Raw genomic sequence first — 21,942 nt, forward strand, 5'->3', positions numbered from 1 at the left:
AAAAAGCGAGACTTAATCTCGCTTTTTATCAAATTCCGGTAAAAACTATCCTAAAGCTAACAAATACTTCACCAACTTATTATAGTCTTCAACAAAGTTTTCTTTATCTAAATCATGAGCATGAATCATGTATTTGCCATTGACGATAATAGTAGGCACACTTTTTAAATCGCCACTCTGCGATAAAGCATCCTGATTACTCTTCATTTGTGCTGCCGCCTTAGCAACTTCCTCGCTGGCCATTAAACGCTCAAATTGCTCGCCATCGGCCCCATTAAGAACAAAAACATTGCGGACATCTTTTTCAGAAGTAAAAACCGCACGATGAACGTGAATATATTTAAATATTGCTTCAATCTGACTTTCTGCAATATCCATTTTTTGCGCGGTAATTAACGCTTTGGTTAATAGAGACTGCATTTTTTTCGAGGCACCTGGCAAAAAATCGACATGATTTTTAACAAACACCGCTTTCTCAGGTAGTGCTTTTTTTATTTCTGCAACTAGTGGTTCAAAGCGAAAACAATGAGGACAATAAAAAGAGAAATACTCCCTTACTTCAGGCGTTTCAACGGCGATTTCTTTGACTTTAACGTAATGCTTACCTTCCTGATATTCTGTACCATTTGCCAACATAGACACTAGCATTATGCCTAACAAAGTCATTATTTTTTTCATTGGGATTCCTACTATTATTTGACGTGAATAAACTAATGCTGTTCCTTAATCTTCACTTTATCTACAAAGCTCAACAGACATTACGGCATTAAAGTTAGTGGTGGCTGCTGTAATGCAGACATCTGCTCCTTTAACATTAACACCTGTTCTTCCCAATATTTTGCCGTATTAAACCAAGGAAAGCTATACGGAAATGCAGGATCTTGCCAGCGTTTACATAGCCAGGCCATATAATTAACCACACGCATGGTGCGCAAAGCTTCAATTAAGGCAAACTCTTGATGATCAAACGAACAGAATTCCTCATAACCACCGATTAAAGTATCTAACTGCAATAACTGCTGCTGATGGTCTCCTGAAAGCATCATCCAAATATCCTGAATCGCTGGCCCCATTCGACTATCATCAAGATCAACAAAGTGTGGACCATTGTCTGTCCACAATATATTACCAGCATGGCAATCGCCGTGAAGCCGAATCAATTCATTGGGTTGGTATTGCTGAGCGGCGACTTCAATGACCTGATCAAGGATCACAAAAAATGATTGCGCTAAATAATCAGGAACAAAACCAGATTGCGCAATAATTTCTCTCGCCTGATAAAGAGACTCATCAGTATGGTAACTGGGACGACAACTAAACTTCTGCTGACGGGATACCGCATGAATCCGGCCAATAAATCGTCCCATCCATTCTAACTGGTCGAGGTTATCAACTTCAAAAATTCGCCCGCCTCTACAAGGGTAAATAGCAAACGGATAACCTTGATATTCAAACAACGATTGACCAGAAAATTGCAATGGAGCAATAACAGGTAGCTCTTGCGCCGCCAATTCTAAAGAAAAATCATGCTCTTCCTGAATTTGCTGGTGAGTCCAGCGCTGAGGCCGATAAAACTTAGTCACATACTTTTGTAGTTGCTCATCATGAAACTGATAGACTCTATTTTCATAGCTGTTTAATGCTAATAAGCCGCTATCAACACGCAAGCCAACGCTTTCTATGCCGTCTAAAATCAAATCCGGCGACAGTGATGTAAAATCAAATACTGACATCAATAATACTTAATTTAGCGTTTATTAAAGAATCGAGTTTCATGTTCTAATGAAACCTGATCTTCATCTGAGACTAATTCAACAACAAAGGTAATGTCAGTCATATAACCATCCAATTCATAGGGATCAACAGAAATACTCATTGGTAATGTATAAACTGAAGCGGCTTTTACCAACACTTCCTGTTCACCGTGCCATTTAGTATTTTCTATACCACGCACCGATAAACGGTATTTGTTATCGATTTGTGATTTATTTAAAATCTTTAAGGTGTAAACATTTTCAATTTCACCATTAAAGTTCTCTTTCGCCAACTCAGTGCGGTCACGAATAATATCTAAAGAAACCGGTTTACGATTAATAACTTCCATTGATAGTAAGCTCACCATTACTAAAAGCACCACGGCATAACCTATTAACTTTGAACGCACTAAATGAACCTTCTTGCCTTCGAGTTCATGTTCCGTGGTATAGCGGATCAAGCCTTTGTCATATTTCATCCGCTCCATCACACCATCGCAGGCATCAACACAGGCACCACAGTTAATACATTCATATTGTAAACCATTACGAATATCGATGCCGGTAGGGCAAACCTGAACACATAAATTACAGTCGATACAGTCACCCAGCCCTAATACTTTAGGGTCTTGTTTGCGTGAACGCGGGCCACGATTTTCACCGCGATTATAATCATAAGACACGGTAAACGTATCTTTATCAAACATCGCAGACTGAAAACGCGCATAAGGGCACATATGCAAACACATGATCTCCCGCATCCAACCGGCATTGCCATAAGTACAAAGAGCAAAAAACCAGACAGTTGATGCGACAGCAAAGCTGGTATTAAAGGTGAAAAAATCAATAAAAACTTCTTTGACCGGCACAAAATAGCCAACAAAAGTGAGCGAGGTCAATAATGAAAACATCAGCCAGCAAAAATGTTTAAAGGCCTTACGCCAGAACTTGTTAACAGTTAACGGCTGACTATCTAATTTTTTCCGTTGGTTAGCACTACCTTCAATTTTTTCTTCAAACCAGATAAAAATAAAGGTCCATACTGTTTGCGGACAGAGGTAACCACACCAAACTCGGCCTAAAAAGGTGGTGACGAAAAACAATAAAAACGCACTGAGAATAAATAACCAGGCAAGCAAGGTTAAATCTTGTGGCCACAAGGTTAAGCCCCATAAGGTAAACCTTTGTTCAGATATATCAAACAATAACGCCTGATGGCCGTTAAACTGCAACCAGGGTAATAACGCAAACATCGCCAGAAAGAAAAAATTCATTTTGCGGCGCAATTGCTGGAAAAAACCGGTGACCTTACGAACATAGATCTGATCCCGGGGTTTATATTGCTCTACCTGTGTCGGTTGATGAATCTTGATATTTTTAACGGGAATCTGAACTTTTGGGTTGTCTTTTTCTGATTTCACAACAATTCCTAACCACTTAAATCCATCTCTACTATATTTGTGTCGAAGGAATAGATTACTTAATCGTGGCATTTTAAAGCAAACGATAGTATGTTGACACTACATAGACTGTTTTTGTAATAACCTAACATTATACGACATCACATGAAGAATTTATTGATCTTAATCGTTGTTATCGCATTATTTTTACACTTTTATCCGCAACCGGAAGTTACTGACTGGTACGAGCAACAAAAGTCCGCTTTATTAGAAGCATTTTCTGATGCCACCGACACCAAAGTGCGATTAAACCCAGCAAAAATTTATCGTGATCTGGAAGCAAAATTTGAGCAATTTAATGAAGATGAGCAAGGCTTTATTAAAGAAATCACCTCATCCCGAGAGCAGATTAAAGACTTTTTCAACAAATACTGTAATAGCAAGAAAAACCACTCACCAGTATTACATCACACCAATCAGAAAGTAGTTTGTGATGCGATAAGTCCTTACCAATCATTGTTTTAGTGTGATTATATAATAAAAAAGGGGAGCTATATGGCTCCCCTTTTTTATCAAGTGCTATATCAAGTCTATTTAAGCGGACAATTTAGCGAGCAATTTAGCAAACGCCTGACTCACTGATTCTTCTTCGCTATGCTTACCATCTGTTATCACCCATTGACCATTAACCATCACTTTATCTATTGCATTGCTCTGAGTAGCAAATACCAGACTGTCTAACAAGTGTTGCTCACTGTGGGCAAAGAGAGATAATTGATTCTGATCTAACACTAATAAATCCGCTTGTTTACCAACAGTTAACTCTCCAACATTAGTATTGGTACTTTGCGCACCACCGAGTGCGGCTCGTTGCCATAAATTACGGCCAACAGATAGTTCTTCACTATTCGCCAATACCGCTCTTTGCTGCCGAGTTAAACGTTGCGCATACTCCAGCCAACGTAACTCCTCAATAGGGTTAACGGAAATATGACTGTCAGAGCCAATAGCAAAAGTCCCTTGTTCTGCCAAGTATTCTGTTGTTGGAAAAACACCATCCCCCAAGTTTGCTTCCGTAGTCGGGCAGATCCCGGCAATAGCACCAGATGTTGCAATACCCTGACGTTCTGTTTCATTTATATGTGTCGCATGGATCAAACACCAGTGTTGATCCAATGTCATATTATCTAATAGCCACTGCACCGGCCGCTTACCATAATGCGCCAAGCAATCATTCACTTCTTTTTGCTGCTCTGCAATATGAATATGCACTGGCGCCTTAGTATCATAAGTGCGAACGTGCTCAACAGCTGCACTCAATGACTCAAGATCTACTGCTCTTAACGAATGTGGCGCTATGCCAACATTCGTATTGCTATAGTCGTTACTCAATGCAATACAGTCAGTAACCAATTGATTAAACTGTTCAACTGAGTTGATAAAACGCTTTTGCCCATCATTGGCAGGTAAAGGACCAAAGCCACTAAAGCGATATAATACCGGTAATAAGGTTAAGCCTATACCCGAATTTTTTCCGGCCTCAAACAGTGCCCGCGACATTGCAGCAAGTTCAGGGTAATTACTGCCGTCAGGAGCATGGTGTAAGTAATGAAACTCAGCAACCCGGGTATAGCCCATTTTTAGCATTTCTATATAAAGTTGAGTCGCAATGAGTTGCGCCTGTTCGACAGTTAACTGACCGAGAAACTTATACATGATTTTGCGCCAGGTCCAAAAGCTGTCTTGACCTTCGCTGCCTTGTTCACTAAAACCGGCAAATGCCCGCTGAAAAGCGTGGGAATGACAGTTAACCATACCAGGAATTACTGTACCAACTGACTCAGCGGTGTGGTCGACTCCTGTATTAATCGCAGTGATCACGCCATTTTCTATCGTAAGTGTTTGATCTGTTTTCCAGCCATCCGCCAGTAAAATACGCTGCGCGTGTAGTTTCATAATAATAACTCTCTGTACTTTTTAATAACTGAACATAACTAACAACGACTAAAATTTATCAGACACTGAACTAACATTTTCAGTTTCTCTTTTACCTGTGCGGCTTTTTCTTCGTTATATTGATCACTTGGCTCATTCATATAAGTAATTTGTGATAATTCTAATTGCAAGGCATGAATATTACTGGCTGGCTGACCATAATGCCGGGTAATAAATCCCCCTTTAAAACGACCATTAGTCACCATGGTATAAGGGCTGTAATCCAGTGCCTGAACCTGAGCTAACAATTCAGCATCACAACTAATACCGTCACCATTACCAAAATTAAAATCAGGTAGCTGGCCTTCAAAAAATCTCGGTACATGTGACAAAATAGAATGTGCTTCTAACAACACCGCCTTGCCATAGGTCTTTTTCAGCTCCTGCAAAGTATTATCAATCGCTTGATGATACGGTTGCCAGTATTTTTCAACCCGACCAGCAATTTCTTGTTCGTCCGGCTGCTGCCCGGCAAGATAAATATCAGATAAATCAAACGCCGTAGTAGGACATAATTCGGTAGAATTAGCCCCGGGATAGAGATTAACTCCTTTAGGATCTCGATTGAGATCGATAACATAACGGTTATATCTCGGCATTAAAATATAAGCCCCCATAGCACGGGCAAAGTCATATAAGCGATCAATATACCAATCGGTATCTGGCACTTCCATTGCTGCACTCGTCATCCGGGATGCAATATCTTGAGGAATTTCCTGCCCGTTATGCGGCATACTAATCAATAAAGGCACACTACCTTGATGTAATTGATAACTGTTCGACATTTAACCACCTAATTGTATATACAACTTTTGCGATAATTTACCATGTTATCAGTTATAGCGCCAATCGCATTATTTTTAAAATCCTGACTACCAATTAAAACTCAGTATTATTTGCGCGATCCTCAGTTATCTAATATGGTTAATATTTATAAATTAACTTATTAAAAATTAGCCATTTATGCCGATAAAACTGATTCAACTGATCACTCTGTATCTTTGCTTGAATAGTGCAGTCGGTGGAGTATTTAGCAGCGAAGTCAATCATGCTAGTCCGAATATTTCTCAGGAAAGAGTACTTCGTATCGCGTTGCCAGATGACGCTACCCTTAAAGCCGCATCACCTGAACCATTCGAACGTGTAGTAAATTTTTTAAAAGAATACTGGCAAATTTGGGCAATCGATCATCAGGTTGAGGTTCGCTTTATTTATTTACCGACAACCGATGCATTAACTGCCCTTAAGCAAAACCAGCTCGATATTGTCGCCATTAATATCTATCAAAGCGCTGAACAACAACTACTATTTAGTATCCCTTACTTAAAATTCAGACAAAGCATTTTTCGCAACGTCAATAAAAACACTGAAGACGGCATTCAAATTGCGATCCATGCTCAAGACACTAAAGCATTAAACTTTTTACCCAGCCATATTGAAAGAGAATATTTTAACGACGTAGATGCATTAGTAGAAAATTACCATAAATATGACGCCATCTATTCTACCCGCCCTTGGATCATTGCCAATAAATTGGAGCAGTTTGGCATTAACCAAAATTTTTATATCAACCAACAAGAAGTGCCACAGGTAACACTACATTTTACCACCCGGGCCGACGACAGGGCGTTAATGTACCTGATCAATGACAGTATCAGAGCGGTAAAAACCAGCCAAGCCAATGTCTGGAATGAAAAGTATCAACTAACGAAAGACTCTAATTTTATTCTCACATTTGGTCAGTACGGACAAAACCTCAGTGAACAGGAAAAACAGTACCTGATCAATAATAATGTTATCCATTACCCTGTTGCTAATGAAGGAAATCCACCATTTATTATTACCAAAAGCTTTGCCAATATTACCGATCGAGGGTTTACCACTGAACTGCTTAGATTTATTGCCCAAAAAACCGGTGTTATTTTTAAACCCTTGTATGTAGAGAACAGAGAGCAACTAGAGCGACAAATAGAACAAGGCAAGGCTCAACTGCTGGTAGATGTTGAGCAAAACAACAAAAGTCATTACCAATCCAGTATTCCTTATTTTACCATCCGTTATAGCTTGGCCTATAACCCAAGTATTACTACGGTCGAACGTTTTGCTGATCTTAATCAGTTGTCGATTGCCGCAGTGAAAGAAGCAGCAACCACAGCACGTTTAGCAAAGAAATATCCTTTAGCCCGTATATCGCTCTACGACACCACTAGTGAAGCCATCAATGCAGTTGCTGAAGGTAAAGCTCAGGTCTTTGTCGGTAGTTCCTTAACCACATCTTTTCTGATCAAAGAAAATCGCTATGCTAACTTAACATCACGCCCTTTTCCGCAGTTTGACAATAAAACCAAACTGGTTTTTGCCACAAGTAACGAGCACAGCCAGTTAGTTTCCATCATAAACAAAGCAATTAATGCCTTATCCACCGATCAATTTGATGCCATGTACGCTAAATGGAGTCAATCAGCATTTCCTGAAGCCAATGTCCAAGCACAGGTTGAAATTGCCTATCGTCAGGCGAGTTATGTCTTTCTCACTATTTTATTAATTGCTTTAATCGTTTTTTGGGTCTATTACCGCCAGCTTCAGGTCCAGAAAACTGCCCAAAAAAAGATTGAACACGCCTTAGCACTGGCAGAATCTGCACGAAAAGAAGCGGAGAAATCAGCTCAGGCCAAAGTGACGTTTTTAACCCATATGAGCCACGAAATACGCACTCCAATGAATGGGGTGTTAGGAATGACAGAAGCACTCAACTATACCAAGCTCAACAGTGAACAAAGTGAATTGCTGGAAACACTAGAAGGCTCCGCGCGCCACTTACTGGCATTGTTAAATGATGTCTTAGATTTTTCCAAGATGGAAGCTGGCAAACTAACCTTAGAGTCGATGCCGGTTAATTTACGGTTATTAAGTCAAAACGTGATTAAAAGCTTTCAGCATATTGAGAAAAATAATGATATTAAACTGAAACTGAATATTGACTCAGGCATCACTCATAGCTATTTCACCGATCCGACCCGGCTTAATCAGGTGCTAAATAATTTAATGAGTAATGCCATTAAATTTACTGATCAGGGGAGCATTACCTTATCAATCACTAAGCTCGCTAATAAATCACAGGCAGATAAACACTACGACACCATAAGGATCAGTGTTAGCGATACCGGCATAGGTATACCTCCCGAAAAACAAAAACTGCTGTTTACTCCTTTTATACAGGCGGATAGCGACACCACCCGAAAGTTTGGTGGTACCGGATTAGGTCTGAGTATTTGTCAGGAAATCGTCATTGCCATGGGAGGAATGATTAAAATTGAATCGCAGAAAAATCAAGGCAGCAACTTTTATTTCGACTTAACCTTTAAACAGGCTGAAATCAAACTCGAGACAACAGATCGCCGAAGAAGTGACCGTAATACCAGCGCTCCCGCTGATAATCGCTTTGCTGATATCCGAGTATTAGTGGCAGAAGATAATCTAGTCAATGTTAAAGTGCTGACTGCTCAGCTGGCACGACTCAATATTGAAGCAGATGTTGCTTACGATGGTGAACAGGCGCTCGCCATGCACCAACAAGCTCCTTATGACATTATCATTTCTGATTGCCATATGCCGAAAATGGATGGCTTTGAGCTGGCAAAAGCAATTCGAAAGCAACCACCACAAGCCGTTTGGTTGATAGCTGTTACCGCTGATGCCTTAAGTGGCGCGGCAGAAAATTGTCTCGCAGCAGGCTTTGACGACTATATGGCCAAACCTTGTCCACAAGAAGAGATAACTAACAAATTAAACCATGCCTACCGCATGCTACAAACGAAACGTAATGGTTAGTTAGAAATACAATACGCCTACCCGCAATTTAATAGAAATTAGCTATCATATCGATAACAATTAACGATTATACCTATTGCAATTTCCAGTTGACAATAACACTTATTAATCACTCAACAACGAAATAGGTATTAGCTATGTTTGCAAATAAAGAAGGTCATTCAGTCCCCCAGGTAACATTTACCATTCGTGACAATGAACAGTGGCTAACGCGTACCAGCGACGAAATTTTCAGAAATAAAAAGGTTGTGCTTTTCGCTTTACCTGGTGCTTTTACACCAACCTGCTCTTCTACACATTTACCACGGTACAATGAATTAGCACAACAATTTTACCAGCAAGGTATTGATGAGATTTTGTGTTTGTCGGTTAACGACACCTTTGTTATGAATGCGTGGGCACAAGATCAACAAGCACAAAACATTAGTTTTCTTCCTGATGGCAATGGAGAATTTTCACAGGCTATCGGTATGCTGGTTGATAAATCAACCATAGGTTTTGGTAAGCGTAGTTGGCGCTACGCCATGCTGGTAGAAGACGGTGTTATCAAAAAAATGTTTATAGAGCCAGACGTAGAAGGCGACCCATTTGAAGTATCAGACGCTGATACCATGCTTGCTTACATTAACCCTGAAGCAGTCCAACAACAAAAGATCGCGATTTTTACTAAACCATCTTGTCCTTACTGTAAGAAAGCCAAAGCATTATTACGTGATCAGGGATTAAGCTTTGAGGAAATCGACGTCGCCAATAACCTATCACTAACCACACTAAAAGCCGTAACCGGTAATGATACCGTGCCACAAACCTTCATTGACGGCCAACATATAGGTGGCAGTGAAGCACTAGCTAGTTACTTTAGTTAATCGTTGTTTTACTGATTAATTCGCCAACAGGAGCTGCACCTAAATGCGGCTCTTGCTATTACATTAATTTACATAGCGTTTGATGATTTGCTCAATTTCACCACTACGCTTCATTTTGTAAATTTCAATATCAAATTTTATAGTAAAGTCTTTTTTGAATGGAAAATTTTTCTCGGCATTGATATCCGTGTAGCCCAAATGTCCGCTATTATTCGAAATGACAGCAAGTTCCTTCAACACCACAGCTTTCTTGTCATAACTTTGATAAAGGCCATTTTCTTTCAGTTGCTTTACATGCCAAGCAAAGGGCAGTTGTGAGATCACAGTACAATCAGCCATCTCAGTGAGTAGCGATGGAACAATGCTTTTTGCGTCATTAATCAATAGCACTTCAATCTTTTGCTGTTTTACCAATTGCGCAAATTCTTCACCAGAGCGTCCGTCTCCCCTAGACATCACAAATTTAAGCCCATGATAATCATCGGGAAATTTAACTCTAGCAGTACTTAATACCTTTTCATTGCACACCACCACATCACGCTGTATATGTAAGGGGAGCGAATATGGCCAAATATAGGGTCGCTTTGGCTCAGTCATGGTATGCCAATCATGGGCATGAAAATAAGGTGGCAGAAGCGCAAATGTGATCCCTTTTTCTACTTCCATCTTTGCTCTGGCCCAAGGTAACACTTTATAAGTGACCTGATAATTTGGCATTCGTGCAACGGCTTTATTAACGATATCTATATATATACCGGTCAACTTGCCTTTTTCGTCCGTATAGATATATGGGGGTAACATGTCATGCGTAGCTATTTCTACTTGTTGTGCTTTACACACAATGGCAATGAGGCAGGTAAGAAGAAACAATATAGCGTTCTTCATCAGGAATAATATCCTTTAAAGCGAATCTATCAAAAAGCAATCAATAAACTTCATTTGGGGCTGTTGTTCTTTGCTGCAAAAACAAACTTGAAAGATCAACACCTCTATAAATTATAGCAGAATGCCAGCATTCACTCCTTATCACCAATACTTGATAATGCTCAAATAAAAAAAAGAGCAAATACGCTCTTTTTTTATCCAATATTCATCAATATTTGCCTTAATGATTTGTCGCCAACAAAGCACGCACGCTTAGACTTTAAATTGTCCAACTAACTGATTCAGATCACTAAATTCACGTTGTAAGCTATCACAGGCACTTTGGGTTTGCTGTAGATTACTGACCCCTTGCTGGTTCAATTCCATCAGTTGCATGATGTCTTCATCAATAGACTTGATGACATCACTTTGTTGCTTGGTCGCTTCCGCCACCGCGTGGTTTTCATTATCCACTTCTTTTAGTGACCCTACGATAGTCTGCATGGTTTCATCAGCAACATTGGCCTTTTCAACACTCGCTTGACTATTTCTCTGACTTTCTTCCATCGAATTCACGACAGAAATAGTGCCTTGCTGTAAGTTCTCTATTATATTTTCAATTTCAGTCGCGGCGTCCTGCGTACGTTGTGCCAGCTGTCGTACTTCGTCAGCAACCACGGCGAAGCCACGGCCTGCTTCACCGGCACGCGCTGCTTCAATAGCAGCATTAAGCGCAAGCAAGTTAGTTTGTGAGCTCACGCCCATAATCACATCTAAAATATTAGCTATATTATTGGCTTCCGCTCTGAGTTTTTCGATATCACCACTAGAGCTTTCCATCGTGCCAGATAGTTGCAAAATCGATTCAATATTCGCGTTTAATGCCGACATCCCTTCTTGTGATTGATTTTGCATTGCCGAGGTAAGTTCTGATGCATTTGCCGCATTGGCAGAAATTTCATCTGATGAATTGTTTAATTCAGTAATGGCGCTGGAAACATTAGTGCCTCGGCCTAACTGCTGTTCAGCCATTTCAATTCCAGAATGGGCGCTTTGTCGTACTTGCTCTATGTGTTCATTCAACACATTAGCAGATGCTTGAACCTGCTGCATTGCAAGGTGAATGCGTTCGATAAAGCCATTAAAGTTCTCTGAGAGCTGACCAATTTCATCTTGGGTATCAACGGATAAACGTTGCGTTAAATCACCATCCCCCTGTGAAATATCTTTAATAGCGGTATTGAGTCGATAAATAGGCTTCATTAAATGATTAAACAATAAATGCAGTAAGACAACCGTTACTAACAAGCTGATCACCGCTACCAGTATCGCGCTGTTACGAGCTTCTACCAACGGCTTATACGCCTTTTCTTTGTTCAGTAACACCCCAACGTACCAATTCACTGAATTGATGCCAGTAATAGGAATAAAAGAGACAATCTGCTGATCATTAATTTCGTTCAGCTCTTTAACAAACTTCGGCTTAACCCCTAACAATTCAGTAATATTTTTCTCAACGAAGTCTGGTTGTGGATGACTGAGAATTTTTCCTTCTGCTGTGACTAAATAAGCGTAACCTATATCTAAGAAATCAATCGCGTTTAACGTTTCAGAAATATCATCAAGTAGAATATCACCACCAGCAACCCCGATAAATTCACCATTAACTTCCACCGGCGCTACGGGAGAAATCACTAACTTATTAATAGTGACATCCATATAAGGTTCGGTGAACGAAGACTCTCTTGATTGTTTGGTTTGGGTATACCAGGGACGTTTACGGGCATCATAACCTGCTGGTAACTCTAATTGCTGATCATCTAAGATGAACTCGCCAGTGCTTTCCACACCGACATATGCACTTTTAAATAGCCCAGCTTTAGCCGCCTGTTGCACCGCTTTTAATACCACAGGTTTTTGTGGTTTCGCTGACGTTGTCTGTGCGATTGATTCAATAATTCGTAGTTTGCCATTCAACCAATTGGCAATATTGCCGGCAACTGAATGACCTATTTCATCAATGGCACGATTTAAATTATCCTGGGTATCATGTTTTAACGAAATATAATTGATACTGGTCGATGTCAGTAGTGCTAACAGCAATAACACCGCACTAACCAGTATAATTTTATGAGCAAATTTTAACTGCAACACGCTAAACTCTCTTGTTATTATAATTTATTATTTCGCTCAATACCTTAGCACTGCCTTATCTAAGATCCAAGCCACTTACAAATACGCTCTCTACTATTTTGTACAGCAAAGATAACAGTGTCATGATAAACTGTAATTCTGTTTTCCCATAGCGAAAAAACTTGTGGATAATCAACCTTATAATCCATTACATGGCATCACATTAAAAACTCTGCTCACCGAACTGGTAGATCATTTTGGCTTTAGCGCCTTAGGTCAGGAAATCAACATTCGCTGCTTTACCCACGAGCCAAGTATTCAATCCAGTTTAAAGTTCTTGCGGAAAACTCCCTGGGCGAGGGAAAAAGTCGAAAATTTTTATATCAAACATAAACATCTGGTGCATAAAGCGTGAGTCTAACATCACTCAATATGCCACCCAGGTCTACGCTATAGCAATTTATGCTAGCTCTCCGCAAAGAAAAGCGGCAAACTGCAAAGCAGTCCAATTTTTTGTAATCAAACTATGAGTGAAATCAACCAATATATCTTAACCTGGCAATGTCCAGACACCACTGGCGTACTGGCCAAAGTCACACAAAATTTATTCGAACACGGTGCCTTTGTTACCGAAACTGCACAATATAGTGACCCTTATAGCGAAACTTTCTTTTCGCGTATTGCCTTTGATGATCGTAATATGACAGTAGCTGCCGATGAGTTTGCCCAAGGCATTGATGAACTCGCTGCGCCACTAAATATGCAATATCGCTTAAGGGAAAAAAATCATTTTCCCAACATTGTGCTGGCGGTTTCAAAATATGATCACTGCTTGGTGTCACTATTGACCAAATGGAAGGCAGGAGCGCTCCCCGCCAATATTGTCGCCGTGGTTTCTAACCATCAAGACTGTCAGTCATTAGTTGAGTGGCATAACATTCCATTTCATTATTTACCGGTCACGCAAGATAACAAGCCAGAGCAAGAAGCGGCCATTTTAGCGATAATGGAAAACACTGCTGCTGATTTATTAGTACTTGCTCGCTATATGCAAATCTTATCAGATGATATGTGTCAACAATTACGTGGCAGGGCGATCAATATTCATCACTCGTTTTTACCTAGTTTCAAAGGGGCGCGACCTTACCATCAAGCTCATCAGCGCGGCGTAAAAGTAATAGGAGCAACCGCTCATTATGTCACCGCCGATCTTGATGAAGGACCGATCATTGTCCAGGAAGTTAAACCGATCAATCATACTTACACCATAGAACAAATGGTGCACCTCGGCCACGATCTTGAAGCGACAGCGCTCAGTCACGCAGTGAAAATGCATGTTGAACAGCGTATCTGCTTAAACGGCGATAAAACCGTTATTCTTGCTTAAAGCACAAGACGCCTGATCAGATTTTCGCTAACATTAACTTCATCTTCTATTGTTAGCGAAAAATCTGACCCTTATGACAATTCATTATCAAATAAAACCCAGTAACTTAAATAGCCATCTATTTGAAGTAAGTATTCACTTTCAAACGATAAAAGATAAAGAATACACTTTGTCATTACCTGCCTGGTTGCCCGGCAGTTATATGATCCGAGATTTTGCTAAAAACATCATCAGCATAACGGCACAATCCAATTCACAGCAAGCGATCGAAATCACGCCTCTGGATAAACAAAGCTGGCAATTAATAGCCACTGATAATGTAGTCGAAATAAAATATCAGGTTTTTGCCTTTGATCTGTCGGTACGCACCGCCTATTTAGATAGTCAGCGTGGCTTTTTTAATGGCAGTTCCTGCTTTTTAGCCATTAATGAGTTAACGACCATGCCATGCAAATTAACGATAATACCAGCTGATTCTATTCATCACTGGCGAGTTGCTACCGGTATGCCGCGTGCCAAATCAACGGAAAAATATCAATTTGGTGACTATCTCGCTCAGGATTATGCTCAGCTTATTGATTGTCCAGTAGCTCTGGGCGACTTTGACAGCTTTGAATTTGAAGTAGAAGGGGTGACGCATCATATGGTGTTCACCAGTGAGCATTATGGTGACCGTGAGCGAATCGTCCGCGATGTCAGTAAGCTTTGCCAGCATCATATCAGTTTATTTGGCGAAGCACCGTTTAGCGAATATTGGTTTATTACTCATCTACTCGCTAAAGGTTTTGGCGGCTTGGAGCATAAGAATTCTACAATATTGCAAGCCAGCCGCTTTGATTTACCTAACCCAAATAAACCTGAGCAGCTAACTGATGAATACAAAACCTTTTTGTCATTATGCTCACATGAATATTTTCATGCCTGGAATGTCTGCCGCATTAAGCCAAAAGCCTTTGTTCCTTACCAGCTAGCACAAGAGTCTTATACTGAACAGCTGTGGGCTTATGAAGGTATTACGTCCTATTACGATGACTTCTCGCTGTACCGGGCTGGCATCATCAGTTTTAGTGATTATTTACAATTACTGGCGAAAACCGCAACCCGGGTATATCGCGGCAAAGGCGAACTAAAACAGAGCGTGTTGGAGTCGAGCTTTTATACTTGGACCAAGTTTTACCAACAAGGACCTGATGCGGTTAACAATATCGTTAGTTATTACACTAAAGGAGCATTAATCGCATTATGGCTCGACTTAACAATTCGCAGTAAATCACAGGGGCAATATAGTTTAGATAACCTAATGCGTGAATTATGGATGCATTTTGGCCGCCCAGGCATAGGCACCGAACAACAAGATTTTATCAATATTGCCAATATATTATGCGGTGAAGACATCGGCGATGCGCTGACAGAGTTATTACAAAGTGCACAACGTATTGAGCTAGCACCATTATTGGCACAAGTAGGAGTCAGCTTTACCCCATGCAAATTCAAACTATTAAATAATTTGGAAACCACAGAAAGCGAAGACTACTGCCCTTATCTCGGTGCCCAATACACTACTCAACCGCTTGGCGTTAAAATAAGTCAGGTGAGTGAAGATTCGCCAGCGACTATTGCAGGACTTGCAGTTAATGATGTTTTAGTTGCGGTCAACGGCCTTAAAATCACCGACAAGTCATTGCAAAGCCTGGCTGAGCACTTAACCGCAACCACTAAGGTTAGTTGTCATTATTTCAGAGATGATCAGTTAATCATCAGTGAACTGGCATTTACTGATTCACCGCTAGCTGCAATAACGCTAACGGAACAAGATGCTAAGCTCAGTGAAAACTGGCGAAAAATCATCTCTTAACCACTTGATATAGAGACTAATATACAAAGATTGTAAACTTTAACTAACAATTCTTTTGGTCTCAGGCTAGAGATTTAGTAACAAAAGTTACTAAATCTCTGCACTTTACTGTACTATGCTGCTATCTAATGCTAAACAAAAGAAGCCGCTATTATGATTAAAATTGAGAAAGTACATCACGTCGCTTATCGCTGTAAAGACGCTAAAGAAACCGTTGAGTGGTATAAAGATAAATTGAATATGGACCTAGTGTTGGCAATCGCAGAAAATGAAGTGCCATCAACTAAAGCACCAGATCCTTATATGCATATCTTCCTTGATGCAGGTATGGGCAACGTTTTAGCCTTCTTTGAATTACCTAACTCTGATGACATGGGGCGTGATGAAAATACTCCAGCTTGGGTGCAACATTTAGCGTTAAAAGTCGCTGATTTTGATGCCTTAGTTGCCGCGAAGGAATCTTTAGAAAGTAAAGGCGTCGATGTTTTAGGTCCGGTTAACCATGGAGTGTTTAAATCAATCTACTTCTTTGATCCAAGCGGTCATCGCTTAGAGCTAGCTGCTGATATTGGCACACCAGAGCAATATAAACAGCTTAACGAAGTCGCACCTGCAATGATTGAAGAGTGGGCGGTAACAAAACGAGCACCAAAACACGCTGCCTGGTTACACGAGCAAGACTAGCACTAACAGTTTCGCGTTAACAGAAAAGCCTGCTGATTGGCAGCAGGCTTTTTTTTGCGTGATATAAATTGAGCCGATAGGAAATTTGCTTTTTTAGTGACATAATATTTTATCAAACTTACTCTTTTAGTTAATAAAAATTACCATGCGTTGCTTAGAACTGAAAATTCCTCCGGTGTTGTTAGTGATATTGTCTGCTTTATTGATGTGGTTAAGCCAGCCTTATTTTCCTCTCTATCCATTAAGTTTCACCATGCGAATAACTGTGTTTTTGTTGATGCTAGCAACGGGATTTGTAATAGCCCTAATCGGGGTTTTAGCGTTTAAAAAAGCACAGACCACAGTAAACCCGATAAAACCAGAAACCAGCAGTGCATTAGTGAATATAGGTATTTATAAAATTACCCGTAACCCTATGTATGTTGGTATGGCGTTAGCGTTAATTGGCTGGGCATTTTTCCTCGGTAACCCAATTTCATTAGTTTTTGTAGTGGCATTTGTACTCTATATGACCTATTTTCAAATTAAGCCGGAAGAAAAAATGCTGACCAAACTCTTTCAACAACAATATATTGATTATTGCAAACAGGTAAAGCGCTGGATATGAACAAGATCATAAAAAAATTCAGCATTTTCAGCCTATTACTATTGATAACTGCCTGCTCAGAAAACGATATTTATACTTCACCAGCCACACTGGAACAACACTACAGCGACAAGGTGCTCAAGGCAGCTGCTATCTCTGATGATGGTAGTTACAGCTTGCTCAGTACCGGTAAGCAGGTGTGTTTATGGCAAAATAAAAATAATGCAAAAGTATTTCCATGTTTGAAAGGACTGGAAGCGCAAATGATTGAACTGGTCGGCATCTCAACAAGCAATCAGTATTTCTATACTTCAAACCGAATAAATGTCCATTTATATGACTTAGTAACAGGTCGCCTGATCACCGTCTGGAGTGCTGGTGACAATATTATTAACGATATTGCGATGTCGGCAAATGAACGTAAATTAATCTTTGGTTTTCGTAGCGGCCAGGCCAGTGTTGTCGCTGTAAAAAGTAATGAGATCACCACCTTTAAACCACATCGCTTAGATATTAATAGCGTTAGCATTTCAGATGACGGCGACAAAGCCTTTACTGGTTCAAGCGATAAAACCGCCATGCTCTGGGATACCCAAACGGGTAAAGTGATTCATAGCTTTGATCATCACTCCAGAGTCAATCATGTCACCATGAGTGGTGATGGCAAAGTAGGCTTTTCTCTAGACGCAGTTAAAGACAGATCTTTCTGGCTGTTAAAAATAGGTAAACCCTTCGCCGAGCTTAACAGTCACATTAAGTTTATAGAATTTAATGACTCGCAATTTTCTAGCAATAACTTATGGCTGGCCAGTGCATCACCAAAACAAAAACTGCGCTTATGGCAAGTAAAAACAGGAAAACTCAGTGCTCAGTGGTTAACATTTAAAAATAAAAACCGTAACCGTGCATCGGTGATCACATTAAAATTTATCAACAATACTACGCTAGCCACTATCACCAGCGATGGTGTCTATCAAACGTGGGATCTGCCTCCTGAAATTAGCTAAATAAGTAAAAGTCAGTAATGGTTCAACTATGAGCTAGTCTTATAAATCACACGTTCAATATCGCGTTCACTATTAAGCAACATCTGACAATCAACTTTTGTCGGTAACTGTTGCAAGCAGGTCATGGTCAATCGTTGAAAATGCTGAATAAAATGACCAATCTCAGCCTCAGACATAATTTTATGTTCAGCTAGCTTATTTTGACGAGCGAGTTTCTGCTCCTGCTCTAAGCGCCATTGATAAACACAGGTAAACGACGGTGCTTTTAATAACAACCAATAATCAAATAACGAGTACAAAGGCTGATAATCACACGCCAGCACCTCATTAGAGTAGCTCCGCCAGCGCGCCTTTGGATCCTGCTTTTGCTCAAGTTCATTAACTGGAAGATGCAAACTACTCGGTTCGACAGACACAGCTCCTAGACACCAACCTTCAACTATCACCAAATCTGCTGGTTCACTAATATAAGACCAGTTAGTAATATGCTCAGGTTCGTCGGTGGCTTTATTAAAACGTGGTAGGCAAAAATTCGTTTCTCCTTGTTTCAATTTATTTAATACCTGCTGAAGTAATTGGACATTGTGAGTGCCTGGCACGCCACGAGTGGCAAATAGCGGATGTACCTTAAGTGCCAACTGTTTTCTTTGCTCACTCGATAAATAAAAATCATCGAGCGACAATACGGCTACGTTAAGCTGGCATTGCTCTCTTAAATAGCTTGCTAGATAATCAGCCAAGGTTGACTTACCACTGCCCTGACAGCCATTTATCGCGACAAAATAGGGTTGTTGACAATGCTCCACCTGTTGAGTAATACGATGAGCTAAAGGCAGATAGTATTGTTCTGCCACAGTAGCAAAACTGGCAGAAAGTTGATGGCGGCGAATAAAGTCATTGAACATAAGGTATCCCTAATCACTACCTACTAGCATAACAAGTCTGATAGCAGTTAACTAATGACGATGTTGCTCAAGCTCAGTATGTTTGATTAACTGTTGAGTAAACCCCTGAGTGATCATTTTGGCGAAAAACGGGTCTGCTTCATTGTCGCCAATATCAGCAAAATCAGTGCTTTGATAGTTACTAATAGGTGCGATAAATATCTTTACTTTTTCTGATCCAGTTTCAATATTAGTCAATTGCCAGCTTTCGATTAATTGGCCATTATCACTCACTTCAAAACGTTCAATTAGCTGTTGATTAGGTAACCAACGTAAGTTGTAACTTGTATCTTGAAATTGCCATTGTCTATGTTCAACTAGCTGGCATCCATTGCCAGTTTGTTTACTGACAGGCATCTTATCAAGCAGTTGCGGCGAGAGCAGTTGCCATTTTTTTTGCCAAAAATCTGAGCCAAGCAAATTACCTTTAATATCTTCTGCTTGGTATTCAATCGCTCGTTGCTCAGCCGGAAAAAAGCGAGTTAACATTAATTTATCGTTTGGCAGTTTCAGCCACATATCACCATATTGTTGACCGGAAAATAACTGGATCAGCTGATTATCCTGACGCACCAAAGTCTGATCTAATGTTTTTGTTTGGTTAGCCTGATGCTGGTCAATACGGTAATGGGCAATAAGATGATTTTGGTCACAATCAGCTTGAGGTGCTGCATGTGCTAATGCGCCAAAGCATAGGAACAGTAAAATTATTTTCTTCATGTTATTAATAAAAAAGGTTGGTATACGTATCGCTACTTATACCAACCTTAGATGACAGTTTTATGGAATATAGTATCTAGATTTTTAGTCTATTGTAGATTATTCCGCTGCCGCTTCTGCTTTAAGTACTAAACTTGCCGCATGGTCCATAATATGGAAAATTAAGCTTTGTTCATTAGTACCCGTCACCAAATGCGCCCCTGGTCCGATAGCATAAACACCAACATCTTCACCAGCATGCGTTTCAGATCCCATAGGCACTAATGCTTCCTGATGATAACCAGAAGTTGTAGTATCAACGGAAGTTAAGTCTTGACGTTCAGTCACTGCAGCATCGTTATAAGATGCGTCACCATTAGTTTCATTACCTAAATTTCTGAAACCTAATCCGTTAGTGTAACCTAAGGTAGTATATGGCATACCGTCAGCCGCTAATGCCGGTTCGTCACTACCAATACTTACCACTTTACCTAAAATAGGGTTACCGCGTTTTGGGTAACCCGCAATAGTAAATACATGGCTGTGATCAGCAGTAACAATAATTAAGGTTTCATCCGGGTCAGTTGAATCTACCGCTGCTTGTACTGCTTTAGCAAACTCAACCGCATCTGTTAAGGCATTATAGGCACTTCCTGCATGATGACCATGGTCAATACGACCTGCTTCCACCATCAAGAAATAACCTTTACTGTTGTTGTCTAAGACATCAATCGCTTTATCCGTCATTTCACTTAAGCTCGGCTCACCGACTAAGTCGTTTTGACGGTCTGCTTCATAATGCATATGTGACTCATTAAATAGACCAAATACCCGCTCAGTGCTGTCACCAGATATTGCATTAAAACCAGCACTGTCAACGATGTAATTACCTGTTGGATATTGTGCTTGCCATTCAGCGGTTAAGTCGCGACCGTCAGTACGATCACCTTCGATAGCACTAGAAGCATCTGCGCTATTAAACGCCGCATCTTTTGGTAAGAAATGACGACGACCTCCACCGAAGACCACTTCGATACCGTCAACATTAACACCAGCAAACTTCGTTTCTAGGTTAGCTTCAAAATTGACTAACTGAGAAGCAATATCTTCACAGCCTGCGGCGACTTCTGATGCTGGCATATCGGAGATATCTTCCCAGTTACGGTCAGCTGATTTTGCATAAGTAGCAGCGGGTGTTGCATGGGTGATACGTGCGGTTGAAACAACCCCGGTTGATTTTCCGGCAATTTCAGCCAGTTCCAGTGCAGTCACCAATTCATTTCCGGCAACCGTTGAACATTTGCCCCGTTCTACCCCTTCTCCAACACCAATCACACCAACATCAGTTTTTACCCCTGACATCATCGCGGTCATCGTACCGGCCGAATCTGGCGTTTGACCATCAACGTTGTAAGTTTTAGCAAAACCTGAATATGGGAATTTATCAAAGCTTAATTGATGTTCTTCCCCCATTTTACCCAGTTGCTGACCTTCAAAAATACGGGCTGCGGTTACCGTAGATACGCCCATACCGTCACCAACAAATAAGATCACATTTTTCGCTTTACCCGCAGCATTAACAATGGCATCAGTATTAAGCGCAGCTTTAGCCACCTGACGCTTACCTTGGCTAAACCAAGCATTGTTAACCGTTGCACTCACCCCTTCGCCTGATGCTTGATTTAATGCCGGCGAGCAAACATATTCAGTAGTGGTGACTTCATCATCATCTAATAGCGCATTGCCATTTACATCTAACCCTGAATCAATTTGTACACCTGAATTTGCGCAATGTGCGTTACCAACCGTTAATACCGTTTGATTAACTAAACTATTAACACCATTGCTGCCAATTGTGCCATCTTTTCCGTCATCTCCATCACAAGCTGTAAGAGCAACTAACATAGATAATGAGAGTAATTTTAATGATTTCATTG

The 21,942-nt window shown here is 40.4% G+C and carries 19 protein-coding genes; 9 read left to right on the forward strand and 10 right to left on the reverse strand.

Translation table 11 applies throughout. The features are described 5' to 3' along the window. Window positions 1-45 precede the first annotated feature (45 nt). The 3 genes from QQK06_RS07870 to ccoG all read right to left on the reverse strand — a co-directional run bounded on the left by QQK06_RS07870 (window position 46) and on the right by ccoG (window position 3,175). Entirely contained in the window at window positions 46-678 is a 633-nt protein-coding gene (locus tag QQK06_RS07870; RefSeq protein ID WP_284244107.1) for a thiol:disulfide interchange protein DsbA/DsbL, read from the reverse strand. A gap of 80 nt (window positions 679-758) precedes the next feature. After that, window positions 759-1,733, reverse strand: coding sequence for a serine/threonine protein kinase (locus QQK06_RS07875; RefSeq protein ID WP_284244108.1), 975 nt, complete (start codon window positions 1,731-1,733; stop codon window positions 759-761). A gap of 14 nt (window positions 1,734-1,747) precedes the next feature. Continuing rightward, window positions 1,748-3,175 (reverse strand): cytochrome c oxidase accessory protein CcoG, encoded by a 1,428-nt coding sequence (ccoG, locus tag QQK06_RS07880; protein WP_284244109.1) that lies wholly within the window; start codon window positions 3,173-3,175, stop codon window positions 1,748-1,750. Window positions 3,176-3,319: 144 nt separating this feature from the next. Here ccoG and QQK06_RS07885 point away from each other — a divergent pair, with 144 nt between their 5' ends. Then, window positions 3,320-3,679: a hypothetical protein gene (locus tag QQK06_RS07885; RefSeq protein WP_284244110.1), complete on the forward strand. Its 360-nt coding sequence runs from the start codon at window positions 3,320-3,322 to the stop codon at window positions 3,677-3,679. A 69-nt stretch (window positions 3,680-3,748) separates the two neighbouring features. Here the strand turns inward: QQK06_RS07885 and QQK06_RS07890 are convergent, their stop codons facing one another. Together QQK06_RS07890 and hutG are read right to left on the reverse strand one after the other, a co-directional pair. After that, the gene (locus QQK06_RS07890; RefSeq protein ID WP_284244111.1) at window positions 3,749-5,110 is read right to left on the reverse strand and encodes a formimidoylglutamate deiminase; all 1,362 of its coding nucleotides are present in this window, start codon (window positions 5,108-5,110) and stop codon (window positions 3,749-3,751) included. A 38-nt stretch (window positions 5,111-5,148) separates the two neighbouring features. Continuing rightward, on the reverse strand, window positions 5,149-5,934 hold the full coding sequence (hutG, locus tag QQK06_RS07895; protein ID WP_284244112.1) for an N-formylglutamate deformylase: 786 nt from the start codon (window positions 5,932-5,934) through the stop codon (window positions 5,149-5,151). 178 nt (window positions 5,935-6,112) lie between these two features. Between hutG and QQK06_RS07900 the strand changes: the two genes are divergently transcribed. Together QQK06_RS07900 and QQK06_RS07905 are read left to right on the forward strand one after the other, a co-directional pair. Next, entirely contained in the window at window positions 6,113-8,980 is a 2,868-nt protein-coding gene (locus QQK06_RS07900) for an ATP-binding protein (protein ID WP_284244113.1), read from the forward strand. 137 nt (window positions 8,981-9,117) lie between these two features. Then, window positions 9,118-9,846, forward strand: coding sequence for a glutathione peroxidase (locus QQK06_RS07905; protein WP_284244114.1), 729 nt, complete (start codon window positions 9,118-9,120; stop codon window positions 9,844-9,846). A 63-nt stretch (window positions 9,847-9,909) separates the two neighbouring features. Here the strand turns inward: QQK06_RS07905 and QQK06_RS07910 are convergent, their stop codons facing one another. Beyond that, window positions 9,910-10,731, reverse strand: coding sequence for a substrate-binding periplasmic protein (locus QQK06_RS07910; protein ID WP_284244115.1), 822 nt, complete (start codon window positions 10,729-10,731; stop codon window positions 9,910-9,912). Window positions 10,732-10,983: 252 nt separating this feature from the next. Further along, window positions 10,984-12,864, reverse strand: a complete 1,881-nt coding sequence (locus QQK06_RS07915) for a methyl-accepting chemotaxis protein (protein WP_284244116.1) — start codon at window positions 12,862-12,864, stop codon at window positions 10,984-10,986. Between the two features lie 163 nt (window positions 12,865-13,027). Here QQK06_RS07915 and QQK06_RS07920 point away from each other — a divergent pair, with 163 nt between their 5' ends. The 6 genes from QQK06_RS07920 (at window position 13,028) to QQK06_RS07945 (ending at window position 18,362) form a co-directional block, all read left to right on the forward strand. Beyond that, window positions 13,028-13,258: a VF530 family protein gene (locus QQK06_RS07920; protein WP_284244117.1), complete on the forward strand. Its 231-nt coding sequence runs from the start codon at window positions 13,028-13,030 to the stop codon at window positions 13,256-13,258. A 111-nt stretch (window positions 13,259-13,369) separates the two neighbouring features. Further along, window positions 13,370-14,230, forward strand: coding sequence for a formyltetrahydrofolate deformylase (purU, locus tag QQK06_RS07925; RefSeq protein WP_284244118.1), 861 nt, complete (start codon window positions 13,370-13,372; stop codon window positions 14,228-14,230). 73 nt (window positions 14,231-14,303) lie between these two features. Continuing rightward, complete coding sequence (locus QQK06_RS07930; protein WP_284244119.1) at window positions 14,304-16,085, forward strand: M61 family metallopeptidase; 1,782 nt, start codon at window positions 14,304-14,306, stop codon at window positions 16,083-16,085. Window positions 16,086-16,238: 153 nt separating this feature from the next. Continuing rightward, window positions 16,239-16,769: a VOC family protein gene (locus QQK06_RS07935; protein ID WP_284244120.1), complete on the forward strand. Its 531-nt coding sequence runs from the start codon at window positions 16,239-16,241 to the stop codon at window positions 16,767-16,769. 145 nt (window positions 16,770-16,914) lie between these two features. Continuing rightward, window positions 16,915-17,376 carry a methyltransferase family protein gene (locus QQK06_RS07940; RefSeq protein ID WP_284244121.1) on the forward strand — a complete coding sequence of 154 codons (462 nt, stop codon included), beginning with the start codon at window positions 16,915-16,917 and terminating at the stop codon, window positions 17,374-17,376. Beyond that, window positions 17,373-18,362: a WD40 repeat domain-containing protein gene (locus tag QQK06_RS07945; RefSeq protein WP_284244122.1), complete on the forward strand. Its 990-nt coding sequence runs from the start codon at window positions 17,373-17,375 to the stop codon at window positions 18,360-18,362. Before QQK06_RS07940 ends, QQK06_RS07945 begins: the two co-directional genes overlap by 4 nt. Before the next feature lie 26 nt (window positions 18,363-18,388). On the opposite strand, the gene QQK06_RS07950 is transcribed toward QQK06_RS07945, so the two are convergent. The 3 genes from QQK06_RS07950 to QQK06_RS07960 form a co-directional block, all read right to left on the reverse strand. Continuing rightward, on the reverse strand, window positions 18,389-19,267 hold the full coding sequence (locus QQK06_RS07950) for a kinase (protein ID WP_284244123.1): 879 nt from the start codon (window positions 19,265-19,267) through the stop codon (window positions 18,389-18,391). Window positions 19,268-19,318: 51 nt separating this feature from the next. Next, a complete protein-coding gene (locus QQK06_RS07955; RefSeq protein WP_284244124.1) occupies window positions 19,319-20,026 on the reverse strand; it encodes a hypothetical protein in 708 nt (235 codons plus the stop codon). A gap of 99 nt (window positions 20,027-20,125) precedes the next feature. Continuing rightward, window positions 20,126-21,940, reverse strand: a complete 1,815-nt coding sequence (locus QQK06_RS07960) for an alkaline phosphatase (protein ID WP_284244125.1) — start codon at window positions 21,938-21,940, stop codon at window positions 20,126-20,128. Window positions 21,941-21,942 lie beyond the last annotated feature (2 nt).

The organism is Thalassotalea insulae (genome assembly GCF_030161395.1).
GTDB lineage: Bacteria > Pseudomonadota > Gammaproteobacteria > Enterobacterales > Alteromonadaceae > Thalassotalea_E > Thalassotalea_E insulae.